This is a genomic window from Actinoplanes sp. NPDC026623 (assembly GCF_040638275.1).
Lineage (GTDB): Bacteria > Actinomycetota > Actinomycetes > Mycobacteriales > Micromonosporaceae > Actinoplanes.
This window is the reverse complement of sequence record NZ_JBEZXZ010000192.1, coordinates 1-16,171: the sequence shown is the minus strand read 5'-3', so window position 1 is coordinate 16,171 and position 16,171 is coordinate 1. Positions and strand designations below refer to the sequence as shown.

The following is a 16,171-nucleotide window of genomic DNA, read 5'->3' as shown; positions in this document are numbered from 1 at the left end:
TGCGGGTCGACGGCGACGACCCGCACGGTGCAGCGACCGGCGTGCGCCGGGTCCTGTTCGACGCGGACCGCGCCGGGCCGAGTACCCAAGGCCGATTCGATGGCCGGCACGCGAGCCACGACGTCGGCGACGCTCTGTCCGGCGCGCAGCTTCATCCGGGCACGCCAGCCCCAGGTGTCCACGACGGCGGACATGACCCGCGATCCGTCGAGGCCGACCGCTTCCGCGAGGCTGGGCCACGCGTGGATGACGCGGTCGACCCGGACGCGGGCTCGGCGCCGCCGGTGCGCCCACCACGGGACGCCGAGCGCGACCAGGGCAACGATCAGGACGGTGGGTAGCGGAGTCCGGCCGGGGCCGAGCGCCGTCGCGGCGGCGAGCCAGCTTCCCGCGACGGTGGTCGTTGTCGCGGCGTACCCGCGTTCCTCGGTGCGGGTGAGGCCCCAGGTCATCCCGCGCAGTCCGGCCGCCAGTGCGGCGACGGCTGTGAGGATTGCGACCACCGGCCACGCGCCGGGGTGGGTGTGGTGCAGGACGAGTCCGGCGACGGCGAGCGTGAGTCCGGCGGTGACCGGAGCGAGTTCGGACCGGTACCGGAAAAGGGCTCGCCCGAGTCCGGCCAGGCCGGCGATGAGCAACGGTTCGTCGGGTACGAGCAGCAACGGTTGCGGGTTGCGGCGACTCCAGCGGCGATGCCGTCGTCCGTAGGCCCTCATTCGGCGAGCTCGCCGTCTTCGGGCGGCGTCCAGGCTCGGTGCTCGGCAACCGCGTCGCGGAGATATGTCAGCGGGTCCGGCTCGCCGTCGTGGTCGGCGGCAATGGTCGCGCGGGCGGCGGCGAGCAGGTCGGCGAAGTCCCATCGGGTGCGAGTCAACAGTCGGGCGATGCGGTCGATCTCAGCGAGCATGACGGGGATGTCGCCGATGGCGGTCCAGATGGTGACCGGCGTGGGCCGTTGTCGGGCGGCATGCAGGTGAGCGAGGACGGCCTCCTGGTCGATGGTCGGGCGCGGGATGTGCGGTTGGTTGGTCATGGGCGGGTTCGAGCCTCCTTTCGGTCGGTGCTGTCAGCGGTTTCGGCGGCGAGTTGGCGCCGTAGTTCGGTTGCCTTGGGTCCGGCGACGCGCAGCGCCGACCGCAGCGCGTCTCGGGTGATGGGGCGTCCGTCGTGCGCGGCGCGGTGCTGGGCGTCGACCTCACGCGCAGCGTTCAGCAGCGCGGCATCGGTGCGATGCTTCGGGCGCCGGGTCCGTACTCGGGTACGGGCCTCGGGACGGCCCTGGGCGGCAGGAGTCGGCTGTATGTCAGGCGCCGCAACGGTTCTGAGCGCATGCAGATGTGCGGTCAGTCCGAGGACGGCGGCCGGGACGGCACCGACGAGGACGACGATCGGCCAGGAGATCGCGACGAGGTCGGCGGCGGCGAGGTGGTAGCCGGCGTTGCCGACGATGCTCGTGGCGATGGCGCCGATAGCGTTGGCTCGGGCGAAGCTGCGTGCTCGGTTGCTGCCGAGGGTTCCGGCGAGCCACACGCGGGCCGACGTCATGGCGTAGGCGTCGATGGTGACCGGCAGGAGCCAGGCGAGCCGGTCGGGCCAGCCGGCCACCTGGGCCAGGCCGCGGAGGCCGGCGAAGCTCGCCACTGCAGCGGAGATCGCGGCGACGGTCATGCCGACGATCACCCACCAGTCGCGCCGCCCGACGGTCGCGGGACGGTCCACCTCAGAGCTCCAGTCCGGCGATGAAGCGGGCCAGGGCGCGCAGCCCGTTGCCGATCTCCGGGCCGATGGACGACGAGGCGAGGAAGTAGCCGAACGCCGCGCACAAGGCCGCCTGCCACAGCGGCAGCCGGGCGTAGCGCCACAGCAGGTAGACGAAGACGCCGAGCAGGATGACGGCGGAGACGGCGATAGTCACGCGTCACCGCCGTTGCGGTTGCGCCGGGCGCGGCGGGTACGAATGCCCCGGTCGGCGCCGCCGTGCGAGCCGCGCGGCTGGTGCCGGCGGGTCCAGCGAAGCCGGGCGAGGCACTTGCGGCACAGAGTCGGGTGTCCCGCGCCGAGCTGCGCGCCGCATGCACAGGTCGGGACCTCGGTCGTGAAGTTCTGGGTGTCCATTTGCTGATCTCCTCTCGGTTCGGCGATGCGTGGTCCGCATCGACACCATTGAGAGTGCGTTCTGAGAACGGGACGTGATCAGGTCGTGGCTGGACGTGTCCGAGACGTCTCGCTTAGGGTGGTCAAGCTGCCGGGACGTCCTGACGGGAAGACGATGCCGAACGAGCGACTACGCACTGCGATGTTGGAACACGGATTCACTCCGGCCGGCTTGGCGGAGATCCTCGACGTCGATCCGAAGAGCGTCGAGCGGTGGATCAGCGGACGGACGCCGTACAGGCGCCATCGGTACGCCGTTGCCGCGCGTCTCGGGGTCGACGAGGTCTACCTGTGGCCCGACGCGCTCAGCACGGACCAGGTGGCCAGTGCCAGCGAGAGCGAGATCATCAACATCTACCCGCACCGCTGGACCGTTCCGTCCGACCTGTGGCGCAACATGTTCGACAACGCCGAGGAGGAGATCGGCGTCCTCGTCTACAGCGGTCTGTTCGTCTCTGAGGACGCCGGCATCCTGCGAGTCTTCCGGCAGAAGGCCGACGCGGGTGTCCGCGTACGCATCTTGCTCGGTGACCCAGAGAGCGAGGTCGTCGCCCAGCGCGGCGCCGACGAAAGCGTCGACGACGTCCTGGCCGGAAAGATCAAGAACGCGCTCGTGTTGTACCGGCCGCTGCGCGGGGTGGAGGGCGTCGAGTTCCGGCTACATCGCACCGTGCTCTACAACTCGATCTACCGCGCCGACGATCAAGTTCTGGTCAACACGCACATCTACGGCTCTCCCGCATCTCAAGCGCCGGTGCTGCACCTGCGGCGGGTGGCCGGCGGCGGCATGGTCACCACGTATCTGGACAGCTTCGAGCGCGTGTGGGACGACGCGACCCCGTTGGAATGAGGGTGACATGGGACGGCGCATCGACTTCTACGACGACCCGGACGCGCCGCGCGCGACGTCGCTCGTCCCGTCCGCCAACGTGGTCGTCACCAACGAAGCCGACGAGATCCTGCTGATCCGTCGTTCGGACAACGGCAACTGGGCGCTTCCCGGCGGCGCCATGGACCTCGGCGAGTCGCTGCCCGACACCGCGATTCGGGAGACCGTCGAGGAGACGGGGATCGACGTCGAGATCATCGGGTTGGTCGGCATCTTCACCGACCCCCGCCACGTCATCCTCTACACCAGCGACGGCGAAGTGCGGCAAGAGTTCTCCGTCGTCTTCGCGGCCAGACCGACCGGCGGCACGCCGACGACCAGCAACGAATCAACCGAGGTCCGTTGGATTCCCGTACCGGAGATCGGCGCGCTGCCGATGGATCGCTCGATGCGGATGCGGCTCGACCGTTTCCTGACCGCGCCGCAGGACCCGCACCTTGGATAGCGACTGGCTCAGCGCGTTTGCGGACGTCCTCTCTGCCGTCGGTACCGTCGGCGCGTTCCTGGTCGGTTTCCTGCTCCTGCGGCGCGAGCACCACCGGGAGGCCGACCGCGCCGAGGATGAACGTCGCGCCCAGGCGGCGCGAATCAGTGCGTGGGTGGAGCTGACCCGGAAGGTCGACGGCAGCCGCAATCTGGCGTTCCACATCCACAACGCGAGTGACATGCCGATCTACGACGTCGAGCTGCCGATGCCCGCGCGCGACGACGAGGAACCGGGCTCGGAGTTCGTCGGCCTCGTTCCGCCCGGCCAGACCATCCAGCGGGCCGCGCCGCCGGACTGGCTACGGACGTACGTCGACCCCGAGCCCGTACAGATCGAGTTCTTGGACAGCGCCGGCCGCCGGTGGAGCCGCGACGAACAGGGATCGCTCTGCCCCACCGACTGAGCGTCAGCCCTCGTTGAGCGCCGCCGTGATCATCCGAACCGATTCGATGATCAGCGGGCTCGCCTCCCGGATCGACTCGGCGACGAGGTCACCGTCGCCGTATCGGGCAAGGATCTCGGCAAGGCGCAGCTTCACGTCGGTCTGCTCACCGACCGGGTTGGTCGTCATGTCCGCATACGTGAGCGCGTCCGACACCAGGCCCTCGACGGGCGGAAACTCCTCCGCAAGCTGGTCGGCGAGGTTCCGGTTCCTGGCTTCGATGAACGCGCACGAGTGGTGGGCGACCAACCGGCAGACCAGATCGTCGGCGGCGGCGACATCGCGCAGGTAGCGGGCGCCGTCGAGCTGATGCATGCCGGTCACCACGAGGTCGGGCGCATACCCGACGTCATGCAGCCAGGCAGCGGACACTAGCGCCGGAGCTTCCTCACCGACCAGGTGCGCGACAGTCTCGGCCTTGCGTCCGACACCTTGGCTATGCGACCAGCGGCGCGGGATCGACTCGGCCAGCAACAGGCGCGCCAGAGCACGGGCACGTTCGATCTCCTCCACACGAGGAGATTAACGAACGTCCCGTCCCACGGGTCCGAAGTTGCTACCTGCTGTCGTCCTCCTTGGCTTGGCCTTCCGGAGCAGCGCCGGTCATCAGCGCGGCGGCGAGCCGATCCGCGATCGGCGGCAACACGTCGCCGATGCGCACAACCGGCTTGCCCTGACGGCCGATCGCGTCGTGTAGCGCTGGGAACTCCTGGCCGACGTCAAAACCGGCCTCTTCGAGCGCGAGCGCCAGCCGATCCGCAGACCTTCGCGCCGCCGCCCCGTCGATGCGGTCGTCTTTCGTCATCGTTGCCCGTCCGCCCAGTTCTGTCGTGGTTGCTCACTTGACTCTCCACGTTGCGTAACGGACGCGGAACCACGCCGTAGGACGTCTAGGGACTTCTTGGCTAGGATGGCGGTCTCGCCGACGATCGGAGTCGTTGCGTGAACCATCCACTCGCCCGCGCCCTACGCGGCGTCGGCATCGACGCAGTCGACGTTGCAGCACGCCTCGGTGTCGATCCGAAGACCGTGCAGCGGTGGCTGTCCGGCCGTCAGCCGTACCCGCGGCACCGCGACGCGCTGGTCGCGCTGACCGGTTGGTCCCCACGCGACCTCTGGCCCGAACTGTCTCGCCCGGCCGATCCGGCCACCCACGCTGACGAGGTGCGGATCGTGTACCCGCACCGCTCAGCCGTGCCGGCGGACGCGTGGGCGCGGCTGCTGAGCCGGGCTGACCGGGAGATCGCCATCCTGGCGTACAGCGCGCTCTTCCTCGCCGAGAACGTCGCGGTGACGGACATGTTGCGCGAGAAGGCGCGAGCCGGTGTGCGGATACGCATCGCGCTCGGTGACCCAGCCGGCAGACACATAGCCAGTCGCGGAGACGAGGAAGGTATCGGCGCTGGCATGAGTGCTCGCATCCGGACCGCACTGGTTGGATTTGGCCCGCTGGCTGAGGATTTCGGCGTTGCGCTGGGCCTCCACGACACCGTGCTTTACAACTCGATGTGCCGCTCCGACGACGAGTTGCTGGTGAGCCTGCACGTCTATGGTCGGCCGGGCGCCCACGCCCCGGTGCTGCATATGAAGGGCAACCGCGCGGACGGGATGGTAGCGACTTACCTCGCCTCGTTCGAGCGGGTGTGGTCGATCGCGAAGCCTGTCATCGTCTGAGCTTCCGAAGAAGCCTGGACACCCGCGGCGCCCGGTCGCCGCCTTGGCAGGACGCCGTACCGATGCAGTACGCGCAGCGCTGCGTACCGCCCATGGCACGGCTCGGGCTCAGCACAAGTGACGCACAAACCGCTCGGCGTGACGGGAAGATGCCGATACAGGTCCGACTCGGCGGTTGCTATTTGGTCGTGGGCGGCACGCGAGAGATACAGCTTCGCGGTCATGATGCGTTCCTCGATGAGGGCCGCTCCGGCAGGTGTCGAACTCCTGAAAGGCGTACCTGCGCGTATCGCTCCTCACCCTCATAACCGTTCGACCACAACGGAATGCCGTCGACATCGACATAGGGTCCGTGATTGATACACATGAGACCGTACACCCTGGTAATGCGCAAGGTCAGGGTCCCGAGGCCGAAGAAGTAGTCCTGCTCGGCTACCTGGATCACGTCTCCGGTGCGTATCGGGGCGATGCGGGTCACGACAGCTCACTTTCACGCCGTGGCTGCACGGAGGCCGCGACGGCCGGCTCTGTCTGCCCCTTGGCGAAATTGGACAGCCGCTCGGACGCGAACCGCCAGTCCTCGCACCTTGAGACTCGGCAGACGAGGCACGCCCCTACTGCTGGATCGTCGGCGTGCACTGCGACGACGTCGCGGTAGTAGGCGACAAGTCGATCGGATAGCGGCCCGTGCTCTTCTTCGTACTGTCCAGATGCCATCGAGGTCCTCCGCACATTGGCAGCCCAGCCGCCTGGAGGCGATGTCACAGACGGCCGGGGCCTCAAATACGAGCACCACACCGAGTGGCAGCTCCGCATGGAAGACTCGCCGCACCATGACGCGAGCGGCACCGCGTAAACCCGGACGTCTCACGACATCTATGCGTCCCGTCCGTGCCGCGCGGACCTGTTCTATCCGAGCGCCTGTTCAAGCTTCCTGAACAACGCTCAAGGCGGCCGAATGGGCTGCTCACTACGTCGCCGACGGCAGAGCGCCGCGGCGACACCCATGCAAGCGGGAAGATCGCATCTACCAAAGACCGTCAGAGCCTTGAGGTGGGGCGAAAGCTGCGTTCCGGCAGCGGACCGGCCCAGCCTGGGCGACACGGACGACTGCCGGGATAGCCGCACCCGTCACCCTCACCCAGGGCAAGCCGAGCAGACCCCGCCGACCTGTGTGCCTAGTGTCGAGGCCGTCTTGACGGCGCAGCGCTGGCAGCCCGCTCCCACTGTGGGCGAGTCGAGGGTTGCGGGATGGCTAAACCCACCACCAGAATCATCGGTAATCCGAGCTGGTTGCTCAGATTCAGACTTGTCGTTTCGGATTGAATGCCCTAATCTGGACCGCTGCCCCGGCCTTGGACGGCGACGTCTTGCCTCAGATGAGAGGTAGCTTAGATGTGGTCGCCGGTCCGGTGATGACTTCTATAGCGGCGGACTGTGTTGCGCAGCAAATCTTTTCGGATGACGAGCGACCAGTCCCAATGTGGGCTCGGGATTCCGAGCGCCTCCGCAGCAGCAGATCGGAGGTATTGGCGTCTCAGGCGCACCTGCGGGAAAGCAACAAAAGTGCGCTCTCCATCGGAACACAATAGATAGGGGCGAGAAGCTCCCGCGACTCTCGTCCAACTGGCAGCATCTGATGCTGTGTCGAGCCCTAGCTCGTCGCGTCGCATGACGGCAACCAATTCTGTGGCCGCCACGGGGAGCACATGGACATGAGCATGAACGATGCAGGCTCCACCAGATTCGTTGGAACTAGATCCATGCTCGAAGAGGGCCACCAAACCATACGTTTCCCGGATCCAGTCCCGGGCGAAGTTCGTAACCTTAGATGCCTCATGCGGAAAATCGAGAATCGCACTGGCGAAGTTGAAGTAGTGCTTCTTGGGAACGATTAGCAAGTGACCCTCGACCAATGGTGATATATCCACGATCAATGCAAGGTTGGGTGTCTCCAGCAAGACTCTGCTTCGTGGATACCCCTCGTATGTTCTGCTGAACTCCGTCGAATGACTGCCGGCCAATTCGGCACAGAGATCAGATCCATCGCAATTCCATTCGCCCACAACACCCATCGATTCTTCCTTGCTGTCGTCGGTAGGTTTCATCGGTTGCCTTATGTGGTTCGCCCGTCGTATAGAGCGGGTACACCGACACATTTGAATCCGACGCGCTAGATCAAGCAGAACGCCTTATCGGCGTACTTCCACGAGATTGGCGAGCGCGGCTCGACCGATGCGATGGTGGTTCTGGATCCAGAAGTCGGCAGCGTACTGCCGTGAACCCTCCGCCCTCCGTGTGCGGCCGACACATAGTGACTGTGGTGGATGAGGCGGTGTCCGGCAACAGTGACGCTATCGAAATACGGATATCGGGACACTAATTATGATTGTTCGAAGCGAGTCGAATGTACTGATCAATGATCAGTCGCTGCACATTATCGTCAAGTTGCACCACTCCTGACCTCATTTCACTGGAGGCCTGAAGAACACCGGCCAATAGCAAAGCGCGGGTCAGTTGTATGCTCGACGGAGGTATCGGGTCCGCCCCTCCGTCGAAATCGACGGGAAAGCCACCCTTCAGCAGATATCTGTATCCGGCAGCGGCAGTAAGCTTGTAGTGCCGGTTCCAAGGCGCCTCTCGGCTGTCACGAGCGAGCTCGTGACCCTCCACGTTGTAGGTGGTGCCGACGCCCTGGCCGTCACGGAGCTCCCAGGCCGCAAATTCCAGATCCGACGACCCCATGTTCGCGAGCACTGAGCCAGATCGCAGTATTCCGTGGAGGCCGGCCGGGAACGACACTCCGCCCGTCGAGGCGGCCACCACGCACCTCCGAGCAAGGGGAGTTTGGAGATCGGTAGCTATTGGGAAGCCATCGGCAGCCGCCGCCTGTCGACTCTCCGCTGCGGTGTCGAACACCACAACGTCGTAACCGAGCGCTCGTAGCCTTCGGGCCACCGCACGACCAACCACGCCGTAGCCGATGAGGAAGACCTCGTGCACCTCCCCGAACAGCCCGCGGCCCGAGGCCAGCAACCGCGTGAGATGGTCGACCATTGACGCGGCAATCAACGGAGCCTCAAGATGCAATTTCGCCCGACTTCGTCCGACATTGATGATAGGAAATCGCGGCGCGAGGGCGCTCGCCGCACGTATCCCCCTGGTGGTTTGCTCAACGGCCATAATGGTGAAATCTGGCGGAAGTAGCTTGTGGGCACGGGAAATTGCGTGTCCTCCATCATCAAGCAACAATAGCTTTCGGGGGGCAGTGCAAGGACCGTTCCTCACGTACGCGAATGCCGACTCGACAGCTTCAGCAAGTATTGCGTCATATGGTTCGTCCGCTGCACCAAAAAACGTTGGATTCAACATCCGTATCCCGCATTCGCGGAGTATGTCCAGTACCCCGGAATTAGTTGAATATCCCTTTCCGATGATCTGCATCTGACTCAGGTCGGCTCCGCATCTGGAAAGGGAGCAAATTAGCGATCCGGTACTGGCCAGAAGATGCTGAATACATAAAACGGAGAAGCCAGCAAGAGGCAGAGAGGATTTTGCATCGAAAAGTTCCTCCACGTATTCAAGCAGAGGAAGCCGCGGGAAGACCTTTAGTGATAAATGTGAGTCATGCACGGCCGTCTCCGCGATTCGCAATGGAAGACCAGTTATTGTCGACGAAAACCTGTTCCTCATGACCCTTCGCATCAAATACTCTAAAAAATACGATGCCGCCGCCCTCGTCGGCTCGGCCTTGAAACTCGAGCGTGTCGAGCGCGAACTCGTCGTCCAAGGCGATCATGTAGTGCGGCAAGTCGAAAGGATCTCTCCAGAGAATCTTTGTTACAATCCTGGTCACCTGTTCGGCTATCGTCAAGCTTCGGTCGTCAACTAGTCCACGCAACCTGCTGAACGACCAGTCACCACGCGACATAGCGACCTCGGCGAGTCTGCCGGGAGTCGGGCTAGTCCAGTAGTCGCTCCCCACGATAGGCCGAACAAGGCCCAGATATTGTGGATGCAGGTAGTCAGGCTCCACCCTTATTAGGATGACTTCACGCGGCGACGCCGACTCAAGAGAGCGCAGACGCGACGTACCCAGCATGAGCGTGATCTGCAGCTGAGCTGGCGAACTCACGCATGATAAGGTGCAGACGAAGTGTTGTGCATTGAACTCAGGTTCACCCTTCCCCGGCGGATCGAACACCACCACAATCTCGGTCAATGCGGGATCTCTTCTCCAATCGACGTATCCGCCGTGCGGCCCCCGACCCACATAGGTCGGATCGTAGAGGAATGCGTCGACCTCATCGGCAGTTTTGATACCGGTTTGCCATGGGCCATTGCCGAGGTGAGGACTCGCCACGCGGCATACCTTAGGTCCTATCCAAAACCCCGCCTCGATGCCGGCGAGCATGGCACTGCGGATGGCGTCGTGATCACCGACGGAAAATACCTCCTGCTTAATGCGCCACTCTTCCGGAACAAGCCCCAGCAGGCCGGCGATAAGGGCCTTGTCGGACTTCCAGACCCGATGCGCTAAGATCGAACCGACGGTGTTCCTGATTTCGTGAGCATTCTGACTGGGGTAGTTGAATACCTGCCATGAACTTAGACTGCCATGGCTTCTCACCCAATCCGCGAAGCGTTCCACCTGCTCTTGAACGCCCGCACCATCCAACTCCTCAAGTTCGCCGCGGAAGAGCTCGCCACGGTTTCCCACCAACGTCACCGTCTCGCCCTCGTGAACCTTGTTCGGCCCGAACTGCACGAACGAACCCGAGCGAGGGAGAGAAATACCGCCATCTAGAATAACGACGTAGGGCTTACCTAGCTTGCGAAGAAGCGAAGCGGTGTGGGTACCGGGACCGCCGCGGATCGACACGAAGCCGGCGCACGCATTCATAAGGTCGAAGTCGTCCTGAGGGGAGATATAATCGGCGATCAATACCGCATTTTCTGGCATGGGGAAGTAGCTGATGTCGTCCGGTTTCGTAACCAGAGGGCCGATTGCGATTCCGCCGGACGCAGGAACTCCCTCCGCGAGGACAGATGTCGGCGAGCCGAGCGCCGGTGACACCATGCGACTTGCCAGACAAGGCACGATGTCCGAGCGTGTGCGCAAGACCGCTTGAGCTGGCGTCCATTCCCCGGAATCGACCTTACTATAAGCGTATCGAAGGGAAGCCAGCGGTGACAACGATACGTCGCGGGTTTGCAACAGCCAGACACGTTGTTGATCGACTGTGAACTCAACCTCCTGAACGCGTTCGAAGGTAGCTTCCAATCTCCCTGCGATCCGAGACAGCGTTTCGTATACGTCAGGCCAGTCGACTCTCATCTCAAAGAGCGGCCGAGGCGCACGAGTGTCCATCGAACTCACTACCTGTGGCCCTTGGGCGTTCACCAAGTAAGTCCCGGTACATGATTCTTCGCCGGTCTGAACATCCCGGGTCCAAAGGACCCCGGACGCGCTTTCGTCCGAGCGGTTCCCACAGACCATCACTTGCACGATGGCCGCGATTGGCATTCTCTCATCGAGAAGCCGTTGGTTTGAGAACTCGACCACGTTCATTCGCGTCGACGATCGAAATACTGTATCAATGCAGGTCATCACCTCGTCGATGAACGCCTGTTCCAGACGAGTAACTCGCAGCGTTTTCCGAGAGCTTGCGTCGAGGTCTTCATCTACTTGCCCACTGCGCACCGCGACATTTTGGGTGGTATCGACATTTGAAGCCGTTCGACGGCTGCGGAGGACGTCGGTGAAGTGCTGTCGATCAAAGAGATCGTGTTCGAGCTTCGGTAGGCCTTGGGCGGCGCCTTGGGCGGCGCCTTGGGCGGCGCCTTGGGCGGCGCCTTGGGCGGCGCCTACATTTAGAATGGAACTTAGCATTCCAGGCATGGACACCGGCGGGCTCGAGCGTACTGATACCACGAACGGTTCGGTATTCAATGAATTGGAGGTATTGGCCTGTGACTTCAGCTTCACGAGCCATTCCGCGATCAAGGTCCGTAGGTCGTCATCTATTGCAAAATCTGCATCCATCCAACGGTTATATACATGCGTTGTGAGGATGAATGCAGGAGGAACCGGGAGCCCCATTTGGTTGAGCTTCGCGAGCCCTGCTCCCTTCCCCCCAACCAAGTCGGATGTCATATCGACAGCCTCTATAAGACTCACGCAAAGCACCGTTACGCTCCTACCGACGAGTGACGTAGTACTGCTCCGCCTTATCGCTCCTCGTACGTTACATCAGAGTTGACCAATATATCTACTCTTGTGGCGTGCGCTCACCTCTTCTTGCAACGTCGCCGACAGATCACAGTCGGCCGGACTTCGGGAGAGTTCCGCAGGTTAGCTATTTGGCCGTTTTAGGTGATTCCGGCGTTTAGCGGCCGATCGGTCGACGGCTGGTGACGGGTCCGTGACGCGAACGGCTCTGTATGACTTTCGGTGGTGACGGTGGGTGAGGGATTCAGCCGAGCAGGATGCGGTGGCGGAGAGGTTCGAAGCTGGCGCGTCCATACATTTGGCGTTTCAGCAGTTTGGTTTTGGTGTTGACGCCTTCGGTCGTGCCGTTGTGATGGGGCAAGGTCAAGGCGGCTTCGGTGAGGTGGTGCCACAGATGCCCGCGCGGTCAGCGACCTGGATCGCGGTGGGCAGGGCGCGGCGGATCGCTTCTAATGGCATAGGTAGCGGACGAATCCCGGCAGACGATCTGCACGCCGGGATGCCCGCGCAGCCAGGCTTCCAAGGTGTCGGCTCGCCGGTCGGGCAGGACAGCGACACATTGAGCCATTTTCATCCTGGGTAGCGGTTGGCCTCGACGTGGTGCAGGACGAGGATGGCCTGCACGATCGCGGTGGCGCGGCGGGGACAGCAGTGCAGCTTGACCAGGACTTTCCAGGATTTGAGGGTGGCGTTGGCGCGTTCACCGCGGGCTCGGATGCGGGCGTGGGCGCGGTTGACGGCCTTCTGCCGGCGGGACAGTTTCGGCCGGTACCGGTGGCGCTTGAACGGCGTCCGGATGCTGCCGCGGGCTCCCTGGTACGCCTTGTCGGCGAAGGTCATCACGTTCGCGTTGGTCAACGCGTCGATGATGCCGTGGGTGCGAGCCGCGGTCAGATCATGGGCGGCACCGGGCAGCGTCGCTGAGGCCCAGACCAGCCGCCCCGCCGCATCCGCGATGACCTGGACGTTCACGCCGTGACGTCGGTGTTTCCCGGAGTAGTAGGGCTTCTGATCGGCGACGCGGTCGATCGGGATCAGGGTGCCGTCCAGGATCGCGTACGCCAGCTTCCGGATCCGCATCATGGCGGTGTCCAGGTCATCGGCGGCTGCGGCGAGCAGGTCGACGGCCTCGCGGACGTAGCGCCAGGCGGTGCTGACGCCGATTTCGAAACCGCAGGCCAGCCGGGTGTAGGTGTCGCCGTTACGCAGATGGGCCAGGGCGAGCGGGGCTTGCCGGCCGGGGTCGAGGCGCCGCCACCGGGACCGGCGCTGGTCACGGTGGCGGCGGATGAGGCCGGCGAGGTGGTTCAGGGTGCGGCTGGACAGCGGAATCGCGGCAGGGTAAGACAGCACAGCGAGGCTCCCGGTTGGGGCATCGGGTCTTGGTCGACTGTCGTCTTACCGGGAGCCTCGTCCTATGTCGACAGTGGAGCCGCCCGACTCCGCCTCTGACCAGCACCGTCACGATGAAAATGGCTCATTCATGCGTTTGAGCGTCGATCAAGACCGTTGCGTACGGCCGGCTGCGGCGCAGCGCGAAGTCGTCCACCCCGCGCACCCGCGGCGTCGGCCTTGGTGGTGGCGGCAGCCCGAGCAGGATCCGCAGAGCGGTGTGCCGGGAGACCAGCACCTTCAACGCCGATAACAGGCGAGCGCCGGCCCGGCCGGCTAACTCCTTGACCACGGCGCCGATCTGACCGGCCAGCCCCGGTGTCCGGCGCTGATAGCGTTCCCACACGCCGGAAACCTGCTCGCGGAACGTCTGCCGGCAGCCACGGGCCTGGCAGACCAGGCGCCGCACCCGGCACCGCAGCACAACCCCGCGGGGCATCGACCGGCACATCGGCAACCACCCGCTCGTGATAGCCGTGCACCCGCTGCGAAGGCGCCCCATCCCCGGCACGCCACCATCCCAGCGGTGTCCGTGCCCGGATCAGAATCAGTTCGCCCTGCTCAGCGACACCCACGATCACCAGCGGAGACAGGCCCGAGAACACGACACGCACCAGCTCATCGACATCAATCATGCAGACACAACGAAGCCGATCACCTTCCGTCACCACCGAAAGTCAGACAGAGCCGATCTATTGACAGACCCGTGAATTCCCTTCCTAACCTTTCCGTGCGTATGTCTTCGCTGTTATTCATTGCCCACCTCTACATTAAGTCGATAGGGCGTTCATCACGGCAGACCGTTCGCGCTTGTCCGTCATGTCTACGTTCGCGCGGAAGCACCGAACCGAGCCGGTGAGATCTCTCAACTGCCGCTCTGTCTCGTGCAGCGTGGCCGTGTAGCGATGGAAGTCGCGTTGGTGGTGCTCAAAAAGGTCGTCCCTCAGGCCATACACCGTGAGCGCAAGGCCGAACTGGCGCACGAAGGCCGCAGCATCCTCTTTGTTCACCCCTTCAAGGCCCCGTGGCTTTCCTGGCTGGTAGTCCGCTATGATGAGGTTCCTTACCCGGCTCAAGTCGCGGGTGGGTCTCCCGAAGAGGGCTTCGGCAGTGACCAGGTAATCTCCGTCCTCCATGTGCTGGGAAAGTCCACGACTGGCAATCAACGGACCGAATACACCATCATTGCGGATTCGGATTGCGGTCGGTACCGCATACGCGAGACCGTCGCGGATCATCGTATGGGTGTTACTTACGAAGGAGCTACCTTCGGCACATGCCTGCGCCAGGAACACTGTCTTCCCGCCGCCGTTTGCGCCCACCAGCAGCGTGCAGTTGTCGCCGTCAGCGAATGCGGCCGCCTTTAGATGCAGAAAACCGTGGTCAGCAGCGTTAATGGTAAGAATATGCTTGATGAAATAGGGCCACACGATGCGCTCGAGATGCGTACCGAATACGTAAAAAGATCGTCCCACAGTAATTAGATGCGCTGGGTCGCCGAAGCGATGGACGAGATAGTACCCAGTCCGAAAAAGTTTGGCCCGGAGTGTGGCGTCCACCCGCCCGGAAACTGCAGATAAGTCCACGGCGTCATGGTCAAGGTCGATACAGTTCAGCTCGTAGTCGGCGGACACAAGGGCTTCGCCGCGGACCGATGAGGCGTAGCGAGAGAAGTATCGGAACGCGGGCGCATTCGGCACGTTGGTTCGGACACGTACAGTGACCACGTGTAAGTCGACAACACGGTCATCGCGAACCGGAAAATCGTACAGTGGTTCTTTCACGTCAGCCACTTCGCGCTGCCTGTCTCTGCTGACGGCAAGACGGCGACTCGGTCACCGATTCGATCAGCAGGTAGATTACTTGCGATGTCCATATAACCACAATCAGTGATACGCCTTGCGTGCGTCCGAACGCGTTCGAGAAGCGCTTCCTGTCGATCATCAGTGCAACCAGTACCACTCCACCGATCGGCGGTTACTATTCTTGGCAACTCGGCTCTGATCGTGCGGCGTTCATTCTCCCGAGCGCGCCATCGGGCAGACTCTGAAGCATGTCCGACATATCGGTTCGTGTAATGACGTGCATCCTTGTTTGAAGAACGTCGAGAAGGGTCGCCGAAAACTGCATGCGAAGACGTGGTGATCTCCTCCTTCGAGGTAAAGCAGCAGTTGATTGGGGGCGCGGGCAGCAAGTTCGCAGCTACCGTGCAAAACGACACTGTCGGCCGTCCGTCGTGCGATAAACGCGTCACGGTCTTCTGGTTTGGCAACACGTCAACTCCTGCCTTCGCGAATCTCTGGGCCCAAACATCGCTACGCAGGCAGAGCGCCAAGCCGGGTGCTTCAGCATGAATACTCGATCCGAGCGGATGGCATCTGCCGGTTCGAGGCCTCCGTGAACGTACCCCCAGCCAGGAGGTGTTCCTCTGCGTCCCTATCGATGGTCGTGACCGAGAGTTGCGGAGATTCGCCAGAGTTGATTCGGATAATGCATTACACGGGTCCGTCCTCGGAGGGTGAGGCTGCCCGCAATTCGATTCGCAGAACGGTGGGCTGCCGCGCATGCTGATTGCCTGGTAATCCGACTCGACCATGCATCCCTCCCATTCGGCTTGCGAAGGCCAATCTTCGGGCCTCAGTCCATCGCCTCGGCGCTGACCGGCGCTACGTCTGTGGCGGCCGATATTACAGGCCGTCTCTCGGCGCTCAAGAGATCGACACCCTTCCATGACGGGTCCGCTCAACGTACTGCAAATCGACACGATCCAGACTAGTGTGGCGTGTCTGAAGTGATTTGACGGTGAGGGTGCGGGACAATGGGGCATGTCTGTTGCCGCCGCGTTGGTTCTTTGTCCCGGTGACGGCGCTCGGCTCCGGGAGTTGACCCGGTCGTCGACCG

16 protein-coding genes and 3 pseudogenes are annotated in these 16,171 nt (G+C 63.2%); 4 read left to right on the top strand and 15 right to left on the bottom strand.

Annotated features, from left to right (window positions below):
- From AB0F10_RS36475 to AB0F10_RS36455, 5 genes and pseudogenes are all read right to left on the bottom strand, one after another.
- Window positions 1–662, bottom strand: a pseudogene (locus tag AB0F10_RS36475) (cell division protein FtsK); the annotation flags it as partial.
- Between the two features lie 50 nt (window positions 663–712).
- Window positions 713–1,033 (bottom strand): hypothetical protein, encoded by a 321-nt coding sequence (locus AB0F10_RS36470; RefSeq protein WP_360636022.1) that lies wholly within the window; start codon window positions 1,031–1,033, stop codon window positions 713–715.
- A complete protein-coding gene (locus AB0F10_RS36465; RefSeq protein WP_360636019.1) occupies window positions 1,030–1,668 on the bottom strand; it encodes a DUF2637 domain-containing protein in 639 nt (212 codons plus the stop codon). The genes AB0F10_RS36470 and AB0F10_RS36465 overlap by 4 nt, the downstream gene beginning before the upstream one ends.
- Before the next feature lie 52 nt (window positions 1,669–1,720).
- Window positions 1,721–1,915: a hypothetical protein gene (locus tag AB0F10_RS36460; protein WP_360636016.1), complete on the bottom strand. Its 195-nt coding sequence runs from the start codon at window positions 1,913–1,915 to the stop codon at window positions 1,721–1,723.
- The gene (locus AB0F10_RS36455; RefSeq protein WP_360636013.1) at window positions 1,912–2,115 is read right to left on the bottom strand and encodes a hypothetical protein; all 204 of its coding nucleotides are present in this window, start codon (window positions 2,113–2,115) and stop codon (window positions 1,912–1,914) included. Before AB0F10_RS36455 ends, AB0F10_RS36460 begins: the two co-directional genes overlap by 4 nt.
- A gap of 211 nt (window positions 2,116–2,326) precedes the next feature.
- Here AB0F10_RS36455 and AB0F10_RS36450 point away from each other — a divergent pair, with 211 nt between their 5' ends.
- Genes AB0F10_RS36450 through AB0F10_RS36440 form a run of 3 tightly spaced genes read left to right on the top strand, consistent with a single transcriptional unit; the run spans window position 2,327 to window position 3,933 of the window.
- Window positions 2,327–3,004, top strand: a complete 678-nt coding sequence (locus tag AB0F10_RS36450; protein WP_360636010.1) for an XRE family transcriptional regulator — start codon at window positions 2,327–2,329, stop codon at window positions 3,002–3,004.
- 7 nt (window positions 3,005–3,011) lie between these two features.
- The gene (locus tag AB0F10_RS36445; RefSeq protein ID WP_360636007.1) at window positions 3,012–3,488 is read left to right on the top strand and encodes an NUDIX domain-containing protein; all 477 of its coding nucleotides are present in this window, start codon (window positions 3,012–3,014) and stop codon (window positions 3,486–3,488) included.
- Window positions 3,481–3,933, top strand: a complete 453-nt coding sequence (locus tag AB0F10_RS36440) for a hypothetical protein (RefSeq protein WP_360636004.1) — start codon at window positions 3,481–3,483, stop codon at window positions 3,931–3,933. The genes AB0F10_RS36445 and AB0F10_RS36440 overlap by 8 nt, the downstream gene beginning before the upstream one ends.
- A 3-nt stretch (window positions 3,934–3,936) precedes the next feature.
- Here AB0F10_RS36440 and AB0F10_RS36435 read toward each other — a convergent pair whose 3' ends face one another.
- Entirely contained in the window at window positions 3,937–4,485 is a 549-nt protein-coding gene (locus AB0F10_RS36435; RefSeq protein ID WP_360636002.1) for an HD domain-containing protein, read from the bottom strand.
- 43 nt (window positions 4,486–4,528) lie between these two features.
- Window positions 4,529–4,777 (bottom strand): hypothetical protein, encoded by a 249-nt coding sequence (locus tag AB0F10_RS36430; protein ID WP_360635999.1) that lies wholly within the window; start codon window positions 4,775–4,777, stop codon window positions 4,529–4,531.
- Window positions 4,778–4,914: 137 nt separating this feature from the next.
- On the opposite strand from AB0F10_RS36430, the gene AB0F10_RS36425 reads away from it, so the two are divergent.
- Window positions 4,915–5,646 (top strand): XRE family transcriptional regulator, encoded by a 732-nt coding sequence (locus AB0F10_RS36425; RefSeq protein ID WP_360635996.1) that lies wholly within the window; start codon window positions 4,915–4,917, stop codon window positions 5,644–5,646.
- Window positions 5,647–5,866: 220 nt separating this feature from the next.
- Here the strand turns inward: AB0F10_RS36425 and AB0F10_RS36420 are convergent, their stop codons facing one another.
- From AB0F10_RS36420 to AB0F10_RS36385, 8 genes and pseudogenes are all read right to left on the bottom strand, one after another.
- The gene (locus tag AB0F10_RS36420; RefSeq protein WP_360635993.1) at window positions 5,867–6,124 is read right to left on the bottom strand and encodes a hypothetical protein; all 258 of its coding nucleotides are present in this window, start codon (window positions 6,122–6,124) and stop codon (window positions 5,867–5,869) included.
- Between the two features lie 913 nt (window positions 6,125–7,037).
- On the bottom strand, window positions 7,038–7,754 hold the full coding sequence (locus AB0F10_RS36415) for an HIT domain-containing protein (protein WP_360635990.1): 717 nt from the start codon (window positions 7,752–7,754) through the stop codon (window positions 7,038–7,040).
- A gap of 271 nt (window positions 7,755–8,025) precedes the next feature.
- The gene (locus AB0F10_RS36410; RefSeq protein WP_360635987.1) at window positions 8,026–9,279 is read right to left on the bottom strand and encodes an NAD(P)-binding domain-containing protein; all 1,254 of its coding nucleotides are present in this window, start codon (window positions 9,277–9,279) and stop codon (window positions 8,026–8,028) included.
- Window positions 9,272–11,803, bottom strand: a complete 2,532-nt coding sequence (locus AB0F10_RS36405) for a PEP/pyruvate-binding domain-containing protein (protein ID WP_360636028.1) — start codon at window positions 11,801–11,803, stop codon at window positions 9,272–9,274. Before AB0F10_RS36405 ends, AB0F10_RS36410 begins: the two co-directional genes overlap by 8 nt.
- Before the next feature lie 319 nt (window positions 11,804–12,122).
- Window positions 12,123–12,251 (bottom strand): annotated as a pseudogene (locus AB0F10_RS36400) (transposase); the annotation flags it as partial.
- Between the two features lie 197 nt (window positions 12,252–12,448).
- Window positions 12,449–13,231: a transposase family protein gene (locus AB0F10_RS36395; protein ID WP_360635984.1), complete on the bottom strand. Its 783-nt coding sequence runs from the start codon at window positions 13,229–13,231 to the stop codon at window positions 12,449–12,451.
- Between the two features lie 127 nt (window positions 13,232–13,358).
- Window positions 13,359–13,905, bottom strand: a pseudogene (locus tag AB0F10_RS36390) (transposase family protein); the annotation flags it as partial.
- A 135-nt stretch (window positions 13,906–14,040) separates the two neighbouring features.
- Window positions 14,041–15,063, bottom strand: a complete 1,023-nt coding sequence (locus tag AB0F10_RS36385; protein ID WP_360635981.1) for a FomB family phosphonate monophosphate kinase — start codon at window positions 15,061–15,063, stop codon at window positions 14,041–14,043.
- Window positions 15,064–16,171: the final 1,108 nt, after the last annotated feature.